This is a genomic window from Paraburkholderia translucens, from assembly GCF_020881035.1.
In the GTDB taxonomy this organism is placed as follows: domain Bacteria; phylum Pseudomonadota; class Gammaproteobacteria; order Burkholderiales; family Burkholderiaceae; genus Paraburkholderia; species Paraburkholderia translucens.
On sequence record NZ_JAJITC010000004.1, the window covers coordinates 235579 to 256695 of the forward strand.

Annotated in this window: 13 protein-coding genes; 5 read left to right on the plus strand and 8 right to left on the minus strand. The window is 56.5% G+C overall.

The window, feature by feature from the left end; all coding sequences use genetic code 11:
* Window positions 1-473: 473 nt before the first annotated feature.
* Window positions 474-722 (plus strand): type II toxin-antitoxin system Phd/YefM family antitoxin, encoded by a 249-nt coding sequence (locus tag LJ655_RS08955; protein ID WP_230560894.1) that lies wholly within the window; start codon window positions 474-476, stop codon window positions 720-722.
* Window positions 723-1363: 641 nt separating this feature from the next.
* Window positions 1364-1696 (plus strand): YlcI/YnfO family protein, encoded by a 333-nt coding sequence (locus tag LJ655_RS30185; protein WP_329959691.1) that lies wholly within the window; start codon window positions 1364-1366, stop codon window positions 1694-1696.
* A gap of 99 nt (window positions 1697-1795) precedes the next feature.
* Here LJ655_RS30185 and LJ655_RS08960 read toward each other — a convergent pair whose 3' ends face one another.
* The 3 genes from LJ655_RS08960 to LJ655_RS08970 all read right to left on the minus strand — a co-directional run bounded on the left by LJ655_RS08960 (window position 1796) and on the right by LJ655_RS08970 (window position 7258).
* Window positions 1796-3112 carry a hypothetical protein gene (locus LJ655_RS08960; protein WP_230560895.1) on the minus strand — a complete coding sequence of 439 codons (1317 nt, stop codon included), beginning with the start codon at window positions 3110-3112 and terminating at the stop codon, window positions 1796-1798.
* A 415-nt stretch (window positions 3113-3527) separates the two neighbouring features.
* Window positions 3528-4817, minus strand: a complete 1290-nt coding sequence (locus LJ655_RS08965) for an McrC family protein (RefSeq protein WP_230560896.1) — start codon at window positions 4815-4817, stop codon at window positions 3528-3530.
* Window positions 4814-7258, minus strand: a complete 2445-nt coding sequence (locus tag LJ655_RS08970) for an McrB family protein (RefSeq protein WP_230560897.1) — start codon at window positions 7256-7258, stop codon at window positions 4814-4816. Before LJ655_RS08970 ends, LJ655_RS08965 begins: the two co-directional genes overlap by 4 nt.
* Before the next feature lie 1143 nt (window positions 7259-8401).
* Here LJ655_RS08970 and LJ655_RS08975 point away from each other — a divergent pair.
* Entirely contained in the window at window positions 8402-8815 is a 414-nt protein-coding gene (locus LJ655_RS08975; RefSeq protein ID WP_230560898.1) for a hypothetical protein, read from the plus strand.
* A 214-nt stretch (window positions 8816-9029) separates the two neighbouring features.
* On the opposite strand, the gene LJ655_RS08980 is transcribed toward LJ655_RS08975, so the two are convergent.
* The gene (locus tag LJ655_RS08980; protein WP_230560899.1) at window positions 9030-9377 is read right to left on the minus strand and encodes a hypothetical protein; all 348 of its coding nucleotides are present in this window, start codon (window positions 9375-9377) and stop codon (window positions 9030-9032) included.
* A gap of 1058 nt (window positions 9378-10435) precedes the next feature.
* Between LJ655_RS08980 and LJ655_RS08985 the strand changes: the two genes are divergently transcribed.
* A complete protein-coding gene (locus LJ655_RS08985) occupies window positions 10436-10930 on the plus strand; it encodes a hypothetical protein (protein WP_230560900.1) in 495 nt (164 codons plus the stop codon).
* Between the two features lie 672 nt (window positions 10931-11602).
* A complete protein-coding gene (locus LJ655_RS08990; RefSeq protein ID WP_268991369.1) occupies window positions 11603-12022 on the plus strand; it encodes a very short patch repair endonuclease in 420 nt (139 codons plus the stop codon).
* On the opposite strand, the gene LJ655_RS08995 is transcribed toward LJ655_RS08990, so the two are convergent.
* From LJ655_RS08995 to LJ655_RS09010, 4 genes are all read right to left on the minus strand, one after another.
* A complete protein-coding gene (locus LJ655_RS08995; protein WP_230560901.1) occupies window positions 12004-12630 on the minus strand; it encodes an MAE_28990/MAE_18760 family HEPN-like nuclease in 627 nt (208 codons plus the stop codon). The genes LJ655_RS08990 and LJ655_RS08995 overlap by 19 nt on opposite strands.
* Window positions 12631-12633: 3 nt before the next feature.
* Entirely contained in the window at window positions 12634-13731 is a 1098-nt protein-coding gene (locus tag LJ655_RS09000) for a DUF262 domain-containing protein (protein WP_230560902.1), read from the minus strand.
* 53 nt (window positions 13732-13784) lie between these two features.
* Window positions 13785-15110 carry a DNA cytosine methyltransferase gene (locus tag LJ655_RS09005; RefSeq protein WP_230560903.1) on the minus strand — a complete coding sequence of 442 codons (1326 nt, stop codon included), beginning with the start codon at window positions 15108-15110 and terminating at the stop codon, window positions 13785-13787.
* Window positions 15111-15262: 152 nt separating this feature from the next.
* Window positions 15263-21109: a DEAD/DEAH box helicase gene (locus LJ655_RS09010; RefSeq protein ID WP_230560904.1), complete on the minus strand. Its 5847-nt coding sequence runs from the start codon at window positions 21107-21109 to the stop codon at window positions 15263-15265.
* Between the last annotated feature and the right edge of the window lie 8 nt (window positions 21110-21117).

The following is a 21117-nucleotide window of genomic DNA, read 5'->3' on the forward strand; positions in this document are numbered from 1 at the left end:
GGAACGTACGAAGGCATCCGGGGCGAACTCTTGTGGGAGTGCACCGCGAAGGCGTTGCAACATGTGCAGCCGGCTGGTCCGTACCCACATGCAGACACGCTCACACTGTTTGTGCACAGCGGCCAGCTGCTCGCGATGCGGTGTGACGTTGAGCTTACGAAGCGAGGGGCCGTGGCGACAATCGTGCGCGGCGGTTTGCCTCGTTGGCGCCACGCTCCGATTGCGGTCAATGAGGGAGATGATGTGCTGGAAGTTGCTCGCAAGCTATTCGCCGCAGGACTTCCACAATGAAGAGCACAAAGCTCTTGACACTGCCAGAAGCTGCGCGTCCTCTATTCGTTTCGCGTGCACGTATCAAAAAATTGACTGCAACCAGAAAGCTGCGCGCACGTAGCGATGGAATGTTTCTTGGCTCGCATACGGAAGATAACGATAGCCCCAAGTAATTCGACGTCTCTGTCTAGGAGCACACAGTGAAAACTGTGAACGTGTCACAAGCGAAGACGATGCTCTCTCGTCTTATAGTAGCTATCGAAGCGGGGCAGGAGCGCGAAATCGTTATTGCCCGGCGTGGTCGTCCGGCGGCCAAATTGGTGCCGATGGACACGGTCCATGCAGGGAAACGCATCGGCGTGGCAAAAGGTGTGTTCGATGTGCCGGATACTATCGACGCGCTCGGCGATCAGGTAGCTCGGTTGTTCATGGGTCGGGAGCAGCCTTGAAAGGCGTATCGCACTGCGCTGCGAATTGCAGACAACCTGGCCGACGATTACCGGCCGAGGGACCAATCATGGCAAACGACGATGACCCCTTTCTCACAGTGTCGGTGTACGACGGCGATTTTTTCGGAGACTTAACAACGCTTGCGCAAATATGCGTTCTTGAGGGCAGTATCGCGCCGTATGGCGGAGCGCTTTTTTCCCGCTCGAGGAGTCACTGAGGCTGCTGGAGATGTATGCGGCCAAGCGCGACACGCCGCGCCCGCGCGGCGACTGTTTCACTTTTTTATCGGTCGCAGAGCGAACGCGGAATCCGAGGTCAAGCCGTTGGTACGGCTGGACGTGTATGCACACAACGGCGTCGCCTTAGCGAGCGTCGTCAGCCGGAAGCCCAGATGGGACACCGAGCGCGTTAGCTACGCGCCCGACGATGATGCTGTGGCGATTGTATGCAAAATCCTGCGAGCCCAGCTGGGTGGACAGTAACCGGGTAGGCGCATGCAAGAGCTGCAACTCATCATCCCCGTAACCTGGGAGCAGCCGTAGCGATGATTTCGAGGCTGAGCGAGACTGTATTCAAGGTCGGACAACCTCTGTGATGACGCGCCTCACTATGGAGCCTAGGACCATGCCCCCAACTACGTATCGACCCGGAGCTTCGGATGGCGGCCGAACGCGTGCTCCGCAAAAACGAATCGCTAACTGAGTTCATCGAGGCAGCAGTGCGCGAAGGCATCGTCGTGTTCATTGCCCTCGTGATGGGCATGCCGGCTGGTCAGCTTACGGCCAGATTGTGGCCTGGGACTGCTCCACATGGTCAACGTCGGTTCGGTCTACTCCGTCGTCGGTCTGGGCTCGAAGGCTGTCCTGAGCACTCGACCAAAGGCGGCGCGCATGGTGAGTCAGTTCTCCAGCGCGGCAATGATTCTGGTTGCAGTTCCCCGCTCGCCGAACAGGTCTACGCTTTTACACGATAGCCGACTGGTGCCATGACCTATTGTTGCCGCTCGGCGAAGCGACCTTTGATGACGACCGAGGTCGCGCTGCTCCGACACTCCACGCAACACCGCAAGGGCTTACGACTCAGAGCCTGTAAGTGCACGAAGCTTATCCTTAATCCCCGGAACTTGATTTCCTGATGCCCGTACGTCAGCGACCAGTTGTCGTGCTGCATCCCGCATCTTCTCGAGACTCTCGTGCAGCGACGGTTCCATTGAGTATGCGTACACCGTCTTGGCAATCTCGTCAGGGGTTTCCGTTAATAACGCCTGAACAAGCTCATCGACAGGAATCGCCGGTTCACCTTCAATTTCTCTCTGCTGACACATCCAGTCAGATGCGAAAAGCGTTGAATGTCGACCAGCTTGCATCATCTCGGCTCGTTCGAGCGTTTCGAGACCGTCGGAGTCGTTCTGCAGCATTGTCCGCCACAACTCCATCACCTTGACTCTAAGGTTAGCAATAGTCTGCCTAAGGACAGACGTATCGCCGCCGACGCACAGCAGGCGCTCATACAAAGCGTCCAATCGCTCGCGCGTACCATTTAGAAAATGGTGCCAGTCTGGAGGGAAATCGCCTTGTCCGTAGAATTGTTGACTGATAGAAGACAGTTCTGAGGCGCACCTCTGTATTCTCGCGTCATCCTTCATTCGAGCCGCGAGCACTTCACTACCTAATACGACTCGGCGGTACGGGGCAAAGAGTACATTCTCGTACCTGCGCTGGAGATGCCTCTCAAATGCTCCTGGTTGAGCGCGCCATTTCCAGTCAAGTGAGTTGGCATCGAAATCGCTCAGAGCATCTATCATTTTTGAGAACAAGGGATAAGCGTTCTTCGTTGCATATTGTACGCATCGAGTTACTTTCCAGTCTTCGTCTTGTATATCCTGCGCGTTTTGGCCAAAAAACGGCGAATCTGCTCCGTTACAGAGAAATTCCAATGCAATGAAATATTCGGGCATCAGCTCCGCAGACTGTCCGTCGGGATTGATGCGTAGCTTTTCCTCAGGGGTAGCTTCATACACGGAAATAGCCCTATCAACAGCGGCGAGAAGTGTTTCGAAGATGTCACTGAGCCCTTTATCCAGTTCGTCGGCATGGATGCAATATGCTGTGCGAGCCATCTCCGAGGAAGCGACCCCGAACTTCTGACGAATCATCAGGAACCAGACCCACAGTTGATAGCCATTCGCAGCGATTTGAGCAACCGACTCCACCTGGTGGTCTAGTTCAACATCGGTCGGCTTCCAGTCGGAGAATGGCGGGATATCTCGGTGGACGTACATACCCAAAAGGAGTCTAATCGATTGATTAATCTGCACCGGCCATTCAAATTCAACCGCATGCACCGCTTCTCGTTGTGGAAGCGATTTCTTCCAAAACTTCAGTTTCACGACTCCTCCTTCTGAGACTCGATGCAAGTTTTCGGTCCACGCACATGGTTATGGTACGACTGTAGGAATTCAAGGAACAGTGCTCCGCGTGGCCGCTTCGCGTTTCGCCCGGCTTTGACGCACCAAGCTCGCCACAGTGGAGTTCCGGGTTAGTTCCGTCCGCGAACACCAACGTTCTGGGCGTGAAGCGAGTCTTGTATTTGCTTTCTTCGAGATTCCAGAGAGCGCGATGCTCATCGATGAACTGGTTGTAGTCTCGGCGGCCTGTCCATATGTAGTCAGCTCCGCGGGCAATGTTTTCGCTGATGCCAGACGTGACTGCGCCGACAGGCGTTCCGAACACATCGATGAACTCTGTTTTCGCAAAGGTACCTGCTCAGCAGAAGTTTTAATCTTGTGGGCAGGCTCAGTCATCTCACCCCATTTCCTCCACAATCGATGAAAGAAGAGTTCGAAGTTGGCCAGGCACCGTCTCAAGGTCACTCAACATCACTTGCCCAATCAATACCCTGGTTTTTCGTTCCTCGAACGCGAGCAAGCGACTCGCCGGAACAGCCGGGTCGCCGAATCGCTCGAATGGATACAGGAGCACGATGCGGTCGCACGAATAACGGTCGGCGTAAGCAAGCATCTGATACAAATCGGACTGCGATATCCCCATTCTCCTTTCGTCGAGGGTCAGTCTTTTCCACTTCGTGTCCGCGATGCACACTGTGCGGTGCGCCCGGGTTACGACAATGTCCGGCCTGAGCAGGAAGGTCTGTTGTCCGGAATCGCACCAGCGCGTGAGGTAATGCTTCGCTTGTTGCAGATGAACTTGAAGCCCTATGCGTGATAATTCCATTCTTGCAACGCGTCCGATGTACCGTTCGAAGAGCACGCTCATGTCAAAGACCAACGCCATCGAGGCTGCACCGCCTCCGATGATGTCTGGACTGAAGCCGTTCAGGAAGAATTGCGTCATCCTTAAAACGCCCTGGTATCGGGCACTCAGCCTGTCAAGTTCGATTGCATCCCACCATCTGTCTGCCGCTGCGCGGCGCGAGACCGACTCAAAGTTGGCAAGTAGCTCCCGCACCTTTCTTTGCGTGGAAGCCCGAAAGCAGCACAGCGTCATCTTCGACAGGGCAAGCTTCAGAGACTGATTCAGCTCATGGTCGGTATCCAGTTCGTCAAATTCGCAGACAATGCGTTCCTGGTGAACCAGATTGCGCGCAATCTGCTCGCCAAGCAGCACCTGTCCCCGGACCGCGAATAAATTGTCCTGCTCCAGTCTGTACCGTTTGACGATGCCCTTGCGAACCTGTACCGACAGTGCCTCACAGTAAACCCGTATAAAAACGTCGAGCCAGCCGCCGCGCGTCTCTTGTGAGTTCGTTGTGTCCGGCACGTGTACGTTAGTATCGAAGGCCGTCAGTAACATGCGCAAGAGGTTATGGCGAACCATTGACGGCACCTGTTCCCCTTTGTCGGACTCGATTTTCGGCAACAGCTCGATGATACGACCGTCAACCATCACGAGACCGACGTACTGTTGAAACCGAACCTGTCGCCGAGAAATCTGCTCCGCAATACGGATGCCAAGCCGAGACCCGACCGCGTCCAGCGCATCGAGTTCACGATGTGTCAGCGCTCGCGCGTCCGATTGGTCGAGCGTCTCGACGACCGGCAGTGTGTCGTACTCGCGAACGCTCAGGATATTCATTCGTAGATGGAGCGGACCATCTCAGGGGTAATGGTGTCAGCGACAGAATAGCGAGGCCTTTGCTCGATGCCAGTGAAGCTGGCGCCAAAGAGTTCGGCATCCGTCTGCTGTTCGCGGATTACGTGCAGGTGACTGGCCTTATGGCCGCCGTCGTTGAACACCATCCGAATCTTGGACCAGTCATCGTGAAAGTACTCCTGTAGCAGCGGAACAATCTTGTGTTTCAAACGCTCCGCCAACGTCGGAAAATTATTGATGCCACACAGGTATGCGTGTCCGATAGCATGCTCGCGGTCGAAGAGATACTCAATTCGGTCATTGAGCACAGTCAAAAGCGTGCGTAGGCTGATTTCGCATCCTGGCAATTCCTCTAGCACTGACGCGTCAGGGGTCAGCTCTATGAAATGAAAGCGTCGACGCAGCGCAGTATCAATCAGCGCGATGGAGCGGTCGGCGGTATTCATAGTGCCGACGAGGTACAAATTTGGTGGAAGACCGAACGGCCGCTCGTCCGGAGAATACGGCAATCGCGCCGTCAACTCGTTGGCCGCCCCTAGCCGTTTGTCGTCTTCAATGAGGGTGATGAGCTCTCCAAAGGTCTTGGCGATATTCCCTCTGTTTATTTCATCGACAACAAGCACAAACCGCGCTAGCGACTCCTTGTGTTCTGGCGGCATGCCCAGTCTTGCGTCGATATTCTCCATCAGTCTGAGAACCGCCCAGAAGAATGACTGCGCGGAAAGTCGGACATCGACTGGCGTTACTATTTCTGAGCGCCGGGTCCAGAGGCCGTACAGGTGGTGCTTAGGCAGCGTGCATGGGGAACCCTGTCTCGGAACGAGAACTGTCAGGCTCCGCTCCTTCGGTCCGACCTTGACTTCGCATTCGTTGCCTCGGAACAACGTCGCCTTCACAAAGCCTTCCTCTGACTCATCAATGTCGGTCAGCAACTGACGGTATGCCCGTTCGAATCGTTCGCGGTCGCTTGTTGTTGCATCAACCGACCGACGTGACGCTTCCCAATTGTTACGCGCTCGTTCTGCAATGCGTCGGAAGACTCCTGGGTCGACGTCGTAGCTCAGACCACCCTCGGCAGTCGGCTGCGGCCGAATTCCTTCGACGAAGTCCTGATACGCATACGAAGGATGAAACGTAACGAATTCAATCTGTCCGTCCGCTCTATACGAGTCGAAGCGTTGCTTCGTTGAAGGGTATTCCCCGGGCTCCATTAAACGGCTAACCTGGGCTCCCTCGATAATTGATACGGCCTCAGCAACCGAACGATAGGTCTTGCCCGTCCCCGGCGGACCGAAAAGTATGCGGTTAAGAGGTCCGGCTGCCCCCTGGGTACGTGGTTCGTCAACAACTTGTGCGGCTGTAGCGTCGTGACTCGCAACTGAATCGTCGGGCATCGGCTCCAGCGTTGCCAATTCCTCTAGGTCCAGACCAAAATATGGACGAAGGACCTGCTCCTCGAATTCGAGAAGTTTGTATTCTGGAACCTGCTGAAACGCGGACTGGCTGCGCAACGTCCAGACTTTTGAATTGCCGTCAGGCGAACCACGGTCGTGTGGAACGCTGAGCACTTCGTATCGACGTTTCAGCAACGGACCAATTTCGTGTGCAGTCTCCGACACCCCGGAATCAAGACGCCCCAGAAGCCGAACGTCGTGTCCTTGGCATAGGTAAAACAGGGCACCATTTGGCGCCTTGCGAAAACGCTCCGCCTCCTTCTCTCCGGCTTTATCGGGCAGAGCAACCACGTGCTGTCTAGTTAAGACTTCGAGTTCGGACGGCGGAAAAATGTCGGGGTCATGGGACAACCTCCATATAGCGATTTTCTTTTTCGCCCAGCGAGGCCATACACGAGCTCCGAATTCAAGAATGCCTTCATTCGGCTGCATCCGCTGGAGTACCTGCCGGTACAACAATGGCATCGATTTCTGGTGCTCGGTTGCTCCGAGGAAGGCACGCAACATGAGGGGCTTAAAAACATTCACAATCATCGGTTGCGCCCGGTCCTGATAGTGAAACGCAATCTTCCACTTGACAACGTCACCCAAGTCCGCTGCGTCGATTGCATCGAGGTCGCCGGCCGCCGCAGCCTCAGCTATTCGGACGACTATCGACCTCACTTTGTGGAATGCTTCGTCGGCTGTTTGTCCGAAACTCTGATACCAGCCAAACTCGTCGGAATAGGCAAGTCCTCGCCCAGATTCCTTCTCCAACTTGTTCGCACGGGCATAAACGCCGAACTTGAAGCCTGAGCCACCCGATATATTTCCAAGGTTCCCGAGTCTGATTTCTAGCCAGTAAACGAAGGAGTCTTTGGACCCTGCTTTCGTGTAGTCGTGAATGGACATCGAGCGCAACCGCTCAAGCGGCCATTCCTGAAGAAATTTGTCCCAATCTTGATAGTCTTGCTCGAAGTTCTCGCCCATTTCATTGCCATATGGTTGAGTGATTCAACAAGTCCTAGCGAATGTTGTCTTGCTCGCCGAGCAACTTGACCATCTCGAGCGGAGAGATTTTGCGGGAAGACCGTTCCGCTCTTGGAGTTAGAAATGTGTCGGGATTGGTACTGGCCGTGCTCTTCGCTTAGGCTTCCGCCATAACGGCTGCTTTGATTGACTTCCGTATGCAATCGAGGCGTCATGGTACGGCGCCCCGCGGGATGCAGCGACCGAACGCTGAATGCATGTAATCAGCCGCGCAGCCCCACCCGACCAGGTGAAGGAGGATAGTGCTTGATGGCTCACGTGCTCGGAGTCATTGACTTTGGTAAGCTCGACCGCAACTGCGCAACGCATCGAATACTTAAAACCGGGTGCAGCAGGTCGCATCGAGGGTAATTTTACTCCCTGGTCCAAACGTTGTCGGTCAACCATCTCCTTAGGCGGCCGCGGTCCATCCGTTGCCAACAGGCCGTTGCGCATCTTCATGAATGTGTCAAGTCGTTGAAGCCGCGAGGGTCACGCAGGCGCGGCCATCTGTAAGCATGACGAAAGCGAAATTTCATGTCCAATGCATCATTTCGCTGTCGCGCTAGATTGAGTTGAAGACATCTCGCGATGCGTCGTTATGGGTGAAAACGTGACGGCACCGTGCGCAGCATATACTTCGCGAGCATCGCGTTGGTCGGATGTTCGCATATTTCGATATAGGGGCAGTGTGTATGAAATCCCTACCGGGCAGTCGCGCTTCTCGCTAGCATCTGCATGAGCGACTGCGAAACGTTGTGCAGCACGCAGTCGGGACGTCGGGCACGTCGGTGAGCAGTTCGTTACCGTCTGGCAAGAGCGAGGCGGCACTGATGGGCAAGAACTGCAAGGCATAGCTCGCGGCGATACGGTCGAGGCCAGAGACGGCACCTTGTTCGTCACGGCATGTCATATGGCATCGTGGCGGCTACCCAGCGGGTGCAGTACGTTGTGGTGAGCGACACGAAGACGCTGCTGGTTGACGGCAAGCAGCGCGGCCGGCACAGTGACGGACGAATCAGCGCTAGTGGCGACTGGTGACGGTCCGCTGGAGCAAAGAGCTAGAACGTCGCGACGGCCACTTCTGCAACAGCGGAGGCTGCAATGAGCACCGAGGATGTGATGTCGACCTGGGAGTATCGCGAGGAGCGTCGCGATGGGTTTCGACCGCTGCTCGACCACGAAGGCATGCCGCGCGAGGACGTTCCAACGGATTCCACCGCGCTGGCAAGACTCGCGTCAGTCATTTACCTGAATGCCCGCGAATTGACTCCCGAGCAACTTGCGAATGCAATTTGCTGGCTCAAGACCTGGAAAATCGACCGCACCTCACCCGCGCGACGCGGATTCTCGGAGTTCAGTGCAGTACTGGATGGCCTTCGGAATAATCCTGAACAGGCGGACCTGCAGAAGCGGGCACGGCGCTATCTCCTTGGGTCCCGAATGCTGACGGTGGTCCTATCTCTGTGCGGCTTGGTGTTTCTCCTGCACATCAGCTCCGGCAACGGGCGCTGGTAGCTTTCGGAATCTTCGCTTTGTTTCCCTCGGCGCGCTCGAAAAAAAGTCGCGCAAACTCCCTGATGCTCATCGTCGCGCCAAACATCCGGACGAACTTGCGATAGTCAGCTTGAATCTGGGCCCAGTACCCACAATCCGTAGGCGTAGAACTCGCGACAATTAAGCGAAGACGACGGGACGCCTTCCTAGCCGGTGCGCACAGCTTGGCTATCGGTCAACGCCTTTTCTTGTACTTAGCGCCTTTCGTCGTGAACTCCACATCGTAGTCCTTGAACAGAGCGATGATTGATGTGATTCCCATAAACGCTACGAAAATAATCGCAGATATCTCCATTCCAGTAAGAGCGGCTACGGGGACGAGACCCATCGTAGAGAGGCCACCCGAGGGAATGGCAGTCAGGGCAATGACGCTAAGCGCGGCTATTGCCGCCGGGCCCAAAGTCGCAACGGTCCTCGCGCTCTTCAGCTTACCAGCAAGTTCACCGGTAACGAGAATCTCATCGACCTTAGCCTCTTGAGCTGCCTTTAGTTCTTCCGACGTAGTCACAGTGACAGATGCCATGTTATCTCCAGGTTAAAAGCGCCACCGGTCCCGCGTATCAGACGCGGCAGCAGTGTCCGGGCTTGAGGGTCGTTTATTGAATCGGACTGACGCGCATCAGACTTTACGGCAGCTATTGGCGAACCTTTCGTCTGCCATGGGCGTGAGCACCATTTCATGTAGCAAGGGCCAATTCTCAGTTATGTCTCCCTCTACACTTCCACCAGTGCGGCAAGTTGTCACGTGCAAAAGCCTGTCAGGAGCCGCGGGCACTTATTTTTCACATCCCGTCCCTTCATCAAACCGAGCTATCGACGTATCAACGCCAAACTTCCTAATGGAACTCCGTCGGCTTCGTCGTTAATGGCAGACACAGAAAGAAGAGCGAAGGTTGACTACCGCTCAAGCCGATTTATACACGTCAGCGACCTGCATCAGTGGTTGATTAAGGGCTCGACGGCTGCGGAGAAGAAAATCTTTGAGCAGTACTTTTTTGCAAAGGCGCCTCAATGGCGCTATGAGCGCGAGTGGCGCGCCGTCTCTCCAATAAATGCGGCGCAAGACCGGCCGTCTCGTACCCGTCAGTCCAATTTGTTGGTTGCCCGTGTGTTGAAGCTAGCTACGGACCAGCGCGTGCAATTCAAGGTAGCGATGTTCGATGCTGTCGAAGTCGGAAAAGTACGTCAAAACAGATTGGGAAGATATTCGGAGAGATACAAGCGCCTGCGCCCCCGCCGTATCGAGCTTGGACCAAACGGCAGATATATCAGTCGACGAGTCGACTTTCGGTTTGTCGGGTAGCCCTCTCAAGCTCTCAAGCTCGGCTGCCGATATTCCGACTGGGCTGGATAAGCCGAGCGGACGACCGACAATGTAAAAAGCCCTCACTACGAGCAGCTGATGCTTCATTGTCTGAGGCGGTCTGTACGTACCTCAATATCGGTGGCAGATTACATGCCGATTCCCGAAGCTTCGAATCGCTTAATGGACGGGAGAGAGGTCGTTACGACAACGTCGAACGCGGTTCTTCATCCGACCAAGTGTTGTCCAATTCAAACGAAATCTATCAAGCAGCTACCATGGTAAAAGACTCGACAATTCTTCTCCTCCAGTTCACAGCTACACTCTTTATGGCCGCCGACTACTTTTTTGATGGAAAGCAGCGCGACAGAATCAATGGACTGATACAGCGGGTGACGCAGCCCATTCACGACAGCGCCGATGATGACATGAAGGACCTGATAGCAACTGCGGGACAACAGTGGATAGGCTTGTTTCTCGCATTGGCCTTCCTGATTTTCGCTTTGCTTGCGAACGTGTTTCTAAAGAAATATGGAACACTACTACCGGTCTGGTTCGTGATTACAGCGTCCTTGGTCTTCCTGATGTTGCTTTCTGGCATCCTTCCCAAACTCGCATATTTCGCGACCCGCATAGTTGTTCCGTTCGCTCTCGCTGCGGGGACACGTACGATTGCGTTGTTTTTGCTCCGATGTCCCAAAGGCTCTGTGTTCGGGATTGGGTTCTTGATTCTCATGACCTCATTCGTCTGCCGCGTTCTAAACCTCAAATAAGAACTCGACACCTACATACAAGCATTATACGGAAACGTCAGGTCACGGGAGGAAGTCGCGAAATAGCCCCAACAGCGGCGCCATAGTGCCGCGGCGCACACCTCACAACACTCCTGCCGTTCTCCGTGGGCGACAGTCCCTCGTTCGACCAGCCTCACGTGCTGTGAGGCGGAATTCGAAAAATGTCGATTGCACATCCGATTTGAACGACTTCGAAGACGAACCGACAGAGCCCGTCGACCAGTCGAGCTCCTTAAATTCATACGCTGAAGGTTTTCTGGGAAGACCGGTTGTTACTTCCTTCGAATCGGGATGCGATAGCCGCCTACGTATGACCTTGTCTCGTCAACTTTGATGCAAGGTGTTGAGCGTCCGTCGCCATGTAAACACGTAGTCACATCGAGATGTCCTCCCTGGCCATCAAGATATGCCTCGCGCTGTTCGAGTTCAGCCTTCGACCCTCTCGCGGACATCGGACTGACCCAATGCGTTCACTTGGCGGACCTTCGAACAGCTGAAAATTATGGCCGCCCATGTGTGGCAGCCGAAGGTGGCATACGGGTCAATAAGGCGTCGGCGCCCACAAACTTGAACCTACGCCGTACGATTCGCTTCGCCACACAGTGGTTTATTCTGTAGCTGAGTGAAGCGGAGGGTCAAAAAGGCATTCTGATGGTCGACATACTCACTGCGGAGCAGCGGAGCGCCCGTATGCGGCGGGTGCGCCAGACAGGAACAAACATAGAGCTGCGATTGCGACGCGCGCTCTGGGCGGCAGGTCTCCGGTATCGCCTGAAGGCTGCAGATTCCCTGCCGGGGAGACCGGATGTAGTATTTCCCTCCGTCAAGGTCGCCGTTTTCGTCGATGGGTGCTTCTGGCACGGATGTCCGCTACATGGCACTAAACCAGCATCTAATGCGTCATTTTGGGCAGAAAAAATCAGGCGGAACCAAGAGCGAGACCAACAGGTCGATGACAAACTATCCGCAGCCGGGTGGCGTGTTGTACGCGTGTGGGAGCATGAAGTGAAAAAAGACCTGACGGGGTGCGTAAGCCGGATACGTGTCGCGATTCAAACCGCGGACAGATAGTGACGCTGAGTGAGAAATTCTTCAACGTCGTTGAGCACTGCGGCTAGCAGGGTACTTACGCGTTCAAAGTCGCGAATGAGCTCGCTCGCAGTCAGGTCCTTGCCGTAATCGCCAAAGGATTCCGCGCCGTGCGCAAGCCGGTTTCTGGCCACCATAATGGCGTTAAGGCGCTCCTCTTTGTAGGCATTGGTCGTTTTAATCCCGAATTCGGTTAATTTTTCGCGTATTTTTTTCGAATTCACATTTCCGTTGAATACCTTGGCCTTGTCAAATGTGCAGCCAATGATGTCGGTGGTTATGGCGACCAGCTTATCCGTTAGCTTGTCTGCAGCCACGTTTTTAACGTTCGCAAGCACTGCAACCTTGAGGCATGTACTCAGTGAGTCGAATGCCACTTTTCTCATTTGCAATTCGTCAAATATGGCCTCTACCGCGTTGGTCATGGTCGACTCAACTAGGTTGTAAAGCAACAACATCGCGGCGGCCTTCATAGTGGGCGGCAATCCCTTGGGGATGCTGTGGTCCGTCGATTCTGTGTCTTCAAGCCAATCGAGATAGTCTTTGATTTCGGCACATCGTTTGTCGAAGTCAGCGCGAACGGAGTGCATTTTTTATACGCGCAGAAGTTGGTCTCGGACGAATTCGATACGGGCTTTCACCTTGGGCCGCGAATTGCTCGCGTCGGAAACTGTATGTTTCGAAAATTCCTCTGACGCTAACCAGTCGGCAATATCTTGCTTCGAGGTATTGAGCGCAGGGTTTTTCAGTAGTGCGAGTGTTACGCCGACAGAAATTGCTTCGAAACGGACTCGTGGAACGGACGAGTTAGTAGGAGATTTCCGGAAGCCAAAGGGAAAATTGTCGCGAACGAACTCAAGCATCGTCACAAAGCGGGCGAGCAACTTCTCCTTATCAAATTTGTTCTGATGGTCCTTCAGGTAGCTGTCAAGGAAGCTTCGCACGCTATGACTGAATTGTTCATAGCGGTCGGCATACGCGAAATAACGAAGTACCATCTCTTCCGCTTCTTCCCTCCTTTGCTTGCGATAGGAAATCGGACACACTTCGTTAAACAGCGGAAGGGCAGCGCATTCCGCGATGAAATCGTAGAAGGGTCCTGTAAAGATGCCCTTGCGTTTTTCCATCGCCCTGAGCTCGTCGCTGCCTGTATTGATGCGTTCAAATATGTCGCGCCTGACCGATTCCGTTGCTTTCTCCGATAATTCAATCACACGAATAGGGCGCCGCTTGAACTTTCTCTGGCGTGAGAGTTCGATGTCCGAAAAGCTGAATCCGTTCAGTTTGGACAGCTTCTCTAGGCCGTCGAGAATCAGCTCGTCGTTTAGGAAGGCCGCGAGAGTGCGAATGCGTTGCGAACCGTCGACGATTTCGACACGACCTTCGTCCGAATCGATGTCTTTCGCAAGGGAAGCCGTGAACACATAAGGTATCGGGAGACCCAGCATCACCGACTCGATGAACTTGCTTTGACGGTCGGGGTTCCATACGAAGTCGCGCTGGTAGGCCGGAACGAAAAGTTCGTTAGCGTCCTCGGGCTCTCCTTCGAGATACTTCTGCACGATGAGTTCGACCGTGTATTCCTTTGTTTCGTAGTCGACGTCAGTTTGCAGCTCACGAACCTGCGCTTCAGCTGCCGTTTTGTCTTCGTCCGTGATAAACCGCAGCTGGTTTCGTGCTGTCGTTGCCATGGTAAATTACCTGAAATGTTCCGTATCTCGCGCTGCGTCCCTCAACATCAATGTCAGGCCGGCAGCAGTTCCAGCTGTCTTTCAATCCTGGGTGGAATCTCGCCACCCAGCAGCTCAACATGGCGCTCCACTGCCGCTATGAATGCGTCGTCAAACTTGAGCTTGGCGCGACGGGTTCGGGTCAGGAAGCCGAGTGCTGCTTTCAGGGAAAGCGAGTCGCCTTCATCCATCAAGAATTCGGAGAGCGAGGGTGGTCGATGCCCTAATGGGTCGACGCCTATGGATACCTGATATCTGCGCTTCCCATCAAAGCGCGCGGCCCGTGGAATCCGGCCTGACGCCGGAAACTCGCCGTCTAGTTGTCGGTTATAAGTCCCTGGGTCGCTCAACCGTTGCCCCAGCCATCGGGCGACTGGTACGCTGACTGCACTTCCAACGAGACTCCAGCGAAAAGACGGTCGGACGGCATTCTCGGCGGGTTCTGTCCACCCCGGTGCAAATCCCTGCAATCTTTCCGCGTCCCGGATGCTCGGCTTGACGATTTTTCCATCTGGCAGTAGCACCGCCGGTGGCGACGGAATGCCAATCGTCGAGCCATTTTTGAGTGTCGGGATGCTGTCGACGGCCCATCCGAGTCCCGTTAGCCCCTCGGTCCAGTAAAAGCCATGCGCAATGCGACCCACGTCGGTCTTTGGACGAGTAAGCGTGTTTTCGTCGGCAAGAAGCACCTCTGCAGGGTCGATTTCGCGCGAAGCCACCATAAAGACTCGTTCCCGCCGCTGCGGCAGGCCGAATGCAAAGGTATCGACGACGCGATATGCCCAGCGATAGCCGCGGCGCTCGAACTCGTCAGCGATAGCCCGCATGGCTGCGCCTCCGGTTAGTTGCAGCATGAAGGGCACATTTTCTATAACAACGGTCGGGATGCGCCGTCGGGACAACAGGCGGAATACCTCCGCAATGAGCCCGGACTTTTGGCCGTCAAGCCCCGCACCGCGACCGGCTTGACTCAAGTCTTGGCATGGGAAGCCGGCGCAGATTGCGTCGATGTCGGACGGCAGGGACCTCAGCGTCGTTATGTCGGAATGATAAGGCACGTCGGCGAAGTGGCGTTTTAGCACTGCTTCGGCCGCTACATTAACGTCGCAGAGCAGTCCGCTGCTGTGTCCTGCCCTCGCCAGGCCGAGCTCGAATCCGCCGATTCCGGCAAAGAGTCCTGCAAATCTCATTTTTTCATCTGTCGCTGTTTCGAGGCGCGTGCGAAACCTCATGCCGGGATTGAGTCGCACTTCTCTGACGCGTTTACCCAGGAACCGGATTACCGCGCGCCACCCGGAAGGATACTCGAGTTTGCCAACGACCTTGAGGATTTTTAGCAAATATTGCGGCTTTCATGTGCAGACGGTCGACGCGCCGCCACTCCCGCGCGTCAGTGGGTGAGGCAGCAGGCGAGTGCAGCACGCCTGGCACCGCTGGCGCTCCCGCCCGGTGGGTCCGGAGTCGGGAGCGTATGGCTGCTCGCGGGGGAGGCTTATATCAGTCCATGCTTCTGGGCATGCTCACGTGCCGCGAAAAGGACCCGCTGCGGCCGCCTTGCCGCCTGGAACGTGTCAACCAACAACGTCGTTCCCGAAAACCCGTCTGCGCATTTCTCCAGCACGGCCTTTCTCGACCAGAACGGATGAACGATTACGTATCGACGCGTAGTATTGCGCTCCTGTATCGACGGCAGCCGCAGGGGGCCAACCCGCTTCAGGTCGTATAGGTCGGGGCTGAGTGCGGCAATGTCTTCCGCCGCGCGCCAGGCCAAATCCGGCCAGTCGGCGAGCTCAGGGGAGGCGGCCCAGTTGCCGTCTAGGCCCGTTATCGACGACGCGTCGAGAAATACCCGGAGCATCGACAGTCCGAGCCGCCAGTCCAGCAAACCGTGATAGGCCCGGTTGCCATACCGCTGCATACACTCGTAGCAAGCCTGTGAGCATGTACCGCGATGCGCCTCGTGAAAGTATGGTGCAACGAGGCTGTCCGATAGCGGGGCGTCGACCATGGACTTCGCGAGCCTGACGACGAGCGGAGGATTTCCATTGGCAAGGCGGTTTGAAAATCCGGCGCCGTTCACGAGGAAGTCTGCAATCTGCAGCAACGGCCTGCCGTTGCGCAGGCGCGGCTCCAAAGCCTCGAACTCGTCGGGTGCGATATCGAGTTCGAGGGAGGCCCGCTGCATCAACAGATGAGTCGCGCTAATCAGCGCCGCGCGGACCGAGGTGTCCCCGAAGTCGCGACCAACCCGGCCGATATCCAGCGCTTCCGGAACCCGGACGGGGGTGAGATACACGGCGTCCGTCTTCTTACGTGCCATCAGCCGGACCGCTTCATCGGTCAAATCTGTATTGCGTCGCGCAGCGCCACGCATATCCAGTTCGGCGAATTTTTCTTCGGTAAGCAGTTGACCGTCCAACGACCATTTCCGATTTCCCGGTGCCGGCACCCGGTGGTCCTTTGTCGGGACCATGGCGAACGGCTGGGCAGCACCGGAATCATCGAGCTTGCCTTCGTTGAGCCGGAGAACGCGTGCGTCCGCTGTCGTGCCAACCGACATGTTCGAACCGGGCACGCTGTCGAGAGAGACACTTGAGGCCTCAGTCGTCGTTACGCGCCGGAACACGGGCGCTAGTTCTCCTTCCTCGACAGACTTAGGCCGAAAATCAGTGGTGAAAGCAACCGGACTGGTGTATCTCGTGAATCTTTCGCTTGGAATGTCACATTCGCAATCCACGCATTGGACCACTTCGCCCGGGAGGTCGGCCAGACTCGACACGGCCCCGCAGGACTCGCAAAACGCGATGTATCGGATTTCTGCTTTCCACGACCCGAACGACGTCGCGCGATTCGGCTGCACATCGGGTTCGCGCAGCGCCGGCGAGAAGCCGATTGACTCGTGCTTTCGTTTGTCGCGAACTAGCGAACGTCCCGGTGCAAACTCGTAGACCGCGATATCAAGGTCCCGGTCAACGGTTGCGAATTCAGGAGTGTTTTCCTCGTTGTTCTCGATGCCCACGTACAGGTCGCGTACCCTTGTCGGCATGCCGTACATGGGCAGCAAACCCTGTTCGGCAAGAAACTGTGCCAATGGCAGTGGACTGCCCGCCCCTTCTCCGGCAAGGGACCAGACGTGGTGCGCCAGGTGTTGCGGCGTCATTGCGTCCTTCATGGTCCTGGCTTGGGTCGTGTCCTGGTCGGACAGGGCATCGATGACCCGGTCCCGCGTTGCGAGCGTTGCAGCCAGCGCTCCCTCAAGCCGACTACGCCAGTTGCCAGTGGCGGCGTAGAAGCTGGATGCGGGCGGAAACTCGCCATGCGTATCTGTCAGGTCATCGCCTGGGTAAGCGGGACCGTCTTCATCCCGCAGGCGTCCAAACGCGGCAGCCATCCAGGCCTTCCGCACAATCCGTTCGACAATCACGACATGCCCGGTGGTCAGGAACGGCGGAGGCGGTACGTCACCGGTTATTCGCTTTGGATTGCGGAAATAGTGGAGGTCGTGACTCCGGCTCCGGCACAAGGTAACTACCATTGAAAATGCCTGACCACGGCGACCCGCCCGACCGACGCGTTGTTGGTAGTTGAATCGCTGCGGCGGCATGTTTGCCTGATACACGGCCTGCAACGCACCAATATCAATACCAACCTCCATCGTCGTCGTGACCGACAGCAGGTCGATTTCGTTGATGCGCTTGAAGAGCTCAAATTCAGGCGACTTCTTTTCTCCGACGAAAATTCCCTTGAAGGCTCTGAGTCGGGCAGCCGGCGAGCCAGTCTGCCCTGTGAGCTCCTCGCAATGCAGTCGGAACGCCGATTCGTTGCCCGATTCGGAACGCATCGTGCGTCGCGCCAGGAAGTTCGAGTCCCACAGCTGTTCGACATTGCCTTCCTGCTCCACAGGCAATGGGTCAAGACAGCGCGTGCATATGCCAGTTCCTCGGTGAAGGTGAACGCGGCCACAGTTCTTGCAACGATAGTAGGGGTCTCCTCGTTGGCTCAGCCTGACGTAGAGTTTGCTGAGCTCCACGATACCGTGTGCATGTTCGAGGGCTTTGAATTTATCGAGCACGTCGTCCAGTTCAACGACCGGCGCCGCGGGTACGCTGGCGCGCGCGAACTTGAAAATCCGGTGCCTTGGGCCAAACTCCTGCGCATTGTCGACATGGGCCGCTTCGTCGGACCAACGGTTTCCTGCTACACGATACGCATCTGCGAACACCCGCAGGTAGGCATCGAGCCGGTTCGAATCATTGGTCTGGCTGGCGGTCATCGACGGATAGCCAATACCCGTCTCCTCGAGCGCGAAGTAGGTCTTCGCGAACAGCACTTCGTAGGTCAACGGACGCTGGTCCTCACGAATCTCGGCACGAGCTTCCCCAGCCTCCCCGCTGTCGCTGTGTGCGGGCCATTCCGGCTTCCCGCTTGCTCCAGCAGGAATGACCCAGTGATTCCACGGCTCATTCCGGATGTATCCGATACCGGCGGAGTCCGTCGGATGAATGCCAAGCTCGACATGTCGCCGCAGGTAGGAGCGCAATTCGTTCGAAGTCAGCAGTACCGGTTCTATTACCTCGGCAAGTGCGACCCGTGACGGGTCAGTCGCAAGCTGCAACTTTGCCAGCTCATCGGAGAGCCTCTTCAGCTCCAGGAAGTCCCCCCTCGCGAGTGCCTCCTTGGCCTGTTTTTCCTTCTCCTTGCGTGCTTCTTCAGTTGGCCGCGCGGAAGCTACAAACTTCAGCGCTTCGATGAGCATCTGCCTGCGGGTATCCTGATGGTGCCGGCGCTCGATGTCCAGTGCGGCACGTGCCGCATCCTGCCGGCTGTCGGAAAAGACCACGGACTTGGGTGTTCTGCCGCTCACCTTCAAGGCCGAAAACAGCTCGGTCGCGAGCAATTGCGACGTTTTCGCGAAACCGGTACGAAAACTTCGCAACGGCGACAGGGCCCCCATCCCTGGCCTGCGCCTGCTGTAGTCGGTCCCGCAAGCGGGGCAGCAGCGTGGTGAAGCCGACCCGGGCTTCTTGGCCAGGTCGTCCGCCTGATTCATGTGGAAGAGCCTTCCCGCGAGACGCGAGTTGTCGGAAGAGACAACGGGCGTCACCATCGCGTTGCGCGTATCAAGAGACGCATCGGGCCAGTGTTCGTGCCTGGTCTCACCGTCCTTCGGCTCGTCCCGCCGCGGCCAGAAAATCGCGTATTCGTTGTAGCTGAGGCTTTCGTAGTTGGTAATCGCGGCAGCTTCGGGTAGCTGTTCCAGGTTCGGCGCAGTCGTCAGCAGTTCGGTCGCCCCCAAGTTGTCGTCGGCGTTTCGACGTCCACCGACAAACAGTTCGCCGCATGCTTCGCAGTACACGAGCTCGAACAATCGCCGGGTCAAACCGTCATCGCACCGAGCATGCGTGAGACCGCGCTCAACCGAGAGCCCGTCGAAGTGTAGTTTTCCGCCACTGTCCCGATAGGGTGCGGCGAACATACCCTCGATACTCCGGAAGAAGGAATGAAGGCGGACGCTGGGGAGTCCGTCTGGAACAGTAATGCCGTAGAGTTCGGGCGTTGATATCGTGTCAGCAAGCCCGCGCAGGATGCACAACCCTCGAACGGCTTTCTCGGCGTCGATGCCATCACTTCCAAAAAGTCGCTGGGCGATTTCACTGACCGCGGTGGCACGCAGCACTGTGGACGTTCCATCGCCGGTCGTGCAGGCATGAACAATTGCGGATGACGCGGCGGCAATCACTTTGGGCAGAGCCGCGGCGACATCCGTTGGATTTGCGTCTATTCCCAACGACCTCGCGACACGCGTGATGGCGACGTCGAGCGCGGATGTGCGCGCGGTTACTTGTGGAGCAAAATCAGAGCCGTTGACGTCCAGGACGGCGGCGAGCTCCACGAACGGCTCCGCAGAGAGCGGCAGCGCGCCATCGAATCGCTGTGTCAGTTGCCGTCCACGCACGATTGCATTGCGCCAGTCTGCGGGTGTGTCAAAACCGGGGTTGCCGGGTTCCCGGGCTGAGCCAAAGCTGCCGAAAAAATCAAACAGATATTGGAGACTGACCTCCGAGTCGGGACCCTCGTCGGGCAATGAGGCGCTCGACGCGAGAATCCTGACCTTATGTCGATGCTGCGGTCTATCGAGACCCAGCTTGGCGAAGAGGCTTCTCAGGAGGCCAACGACTTCCATTCCGGCCGAGCCGCGTACCAAGTGAAGCTCGTCCATGACCAGAAAGAAATAGGCATCGTCGTTTTCTTCGAGCCATTTGCGAGTCGATGTGAAGATTGGTTCGTCAACCTCGCGCACGAGCATCGTCGCGAGCATCGACGTATTGGTAATCAGGATATCCGGCGGGGTCGCCTGCATGTCCCAGCGGGTGACCATTTCTGCGCCATCGAGCGAGGGAAACAAAAACCTTGTGGGTTCAGGGCCCTCCCGACCAGCCGCGTGTGCATCGGCAAGCTCGCGCGCATCATGTTCGCGCGCAAGTGTCTGCGTGTTTGCCAGGTCGCTCATCCGGCTGCGCATCGTCTCCATGCGTCGCGCCCGCTTGCGTTTTTCCTGTGCAGTGTTTGCCCGTCGAGGATGATTGAGATGGCCGGTGACCGGCGCGGCGCCAGTGTATCGGCCAAAGAAAATGCGATTTCCGCTGAATCGTTCATCCATTACGGATGTGGCTTCGTCGGAGTCGAGCGCACGGCGTAGCCGCGTCATCTGGTCTTCGACCAGCGCGTTCATCGGGTAGATGAGCAACGCGCGAACAGCTTTGGGTCGGCTGGGACTTTCATTGGACCGTTGTGCGACGAAATCCCGTCCAGCTTCTTTGTACCATTCGTTCGAGAGCTTTTCGCCATGTGGCGCTGGCCACCGCACGGCCTCCTGAGCGATGGTCGCGAAGATGGGCAGCATGAATGATTCGGTCTTTCCGGAGCCTGTTCCCGACGTCACGATTCCAGGCGTACCGCGACCCACTCCGCGTTCGAGCATCTGCCATTGATGCAGGTAGGGGCGCACATTACTGGTTCGCCGTACGTCCTCTCTGCCGGATGTTTCGCCGGGAAATAATCCGGACAATGCCAGTTCGACAAAGGCGCGTCGGGCCGCACTCGAAAAGGAGCGCAGCGGATTCCCCGAGTCGAGCAGGACGAGGTCCTGAAGGAAGTGCGCCACCTGCTCATAGCGTGGCACCGGCTCGAGAAAGGGCTCCGTGGTTAGAGTGCCGTGTCGAGTTAGCAGTTCTCGTCGCGCTGCCGAGACTGACTGGTCGCGAATCCGGAAAGCGGTTTCCAGATACGACAGGAAGAATTCCCGGATTCTATGGGTGGCGCCTATTGGGTCGAGCATGTCGTTTA

Bases quoted from the DNA above. Each gene is read 5' to 3' on its own strand.
- LJ655_RS08965 (WP_230560896.1), bottom strand. From the start codon at position 4,817: ATGAATATCCTGAGCGTTCGCGAGTACGACACACTGCCGGTCGTCGAG.
- LJ655_RS08970 (WP_230560897.1), bottom strand. From the start codon at position 7,258: ATGGGCGAGAACTTCGAGCAAGACTATCAAGATTGGGACAAATTTCTT.
- LJ655_RS08975 (WP_230560898.1), top strand. From the start codon at position 8,402: ATGAGCACCGAGGATGTGATGTCGACCTGGGAGTATCGCGAGGAGCGT.
- LJ655_RS08980 (WP_230560899.1), bottom strand. From the start codon at position 9,377: ATGGCATCTGTCACTGTGACTACGTCGGAAGAACTAAAGGCAGCTCAA.
- LJ655_RS08985 (WP_230560900.1), top strand. From the start codon at position 10,436: ATGGTAAAAGACTCGACAATTCTTCTCCTCCAGTTCACAGCTACACTC.
- LJ655_RS08990 (WP_268991369.1), top strand. From the start codon at position 11,603: ATGGTCGACATACTCACTGCGGAGCAGCGGAGCGCCCGTATGCGGCGG.
- LJ655_RS08995 (WP_230560901.1), bottom strand. From the start codon at position 12,630: ATGCACTCCGTTCGCGCTGACTTCGACAAACGATGTGCCGAAATCAAA.
- LJ655_RS09000 (WP_230560902.1), bottom strand. From the start codon at position 13,731: ATGGCAACGACAGCACGAAACCAGCTGCGGTTTATCACGGACGAAGAC.
- LJ655_RS09010 (WP_230560904.1), bottom strand. From the start codon at position 21,109: ATGCTCGACCCAATAGGCGCCACCCATAGAATCCGGGAATTCTTCCTG.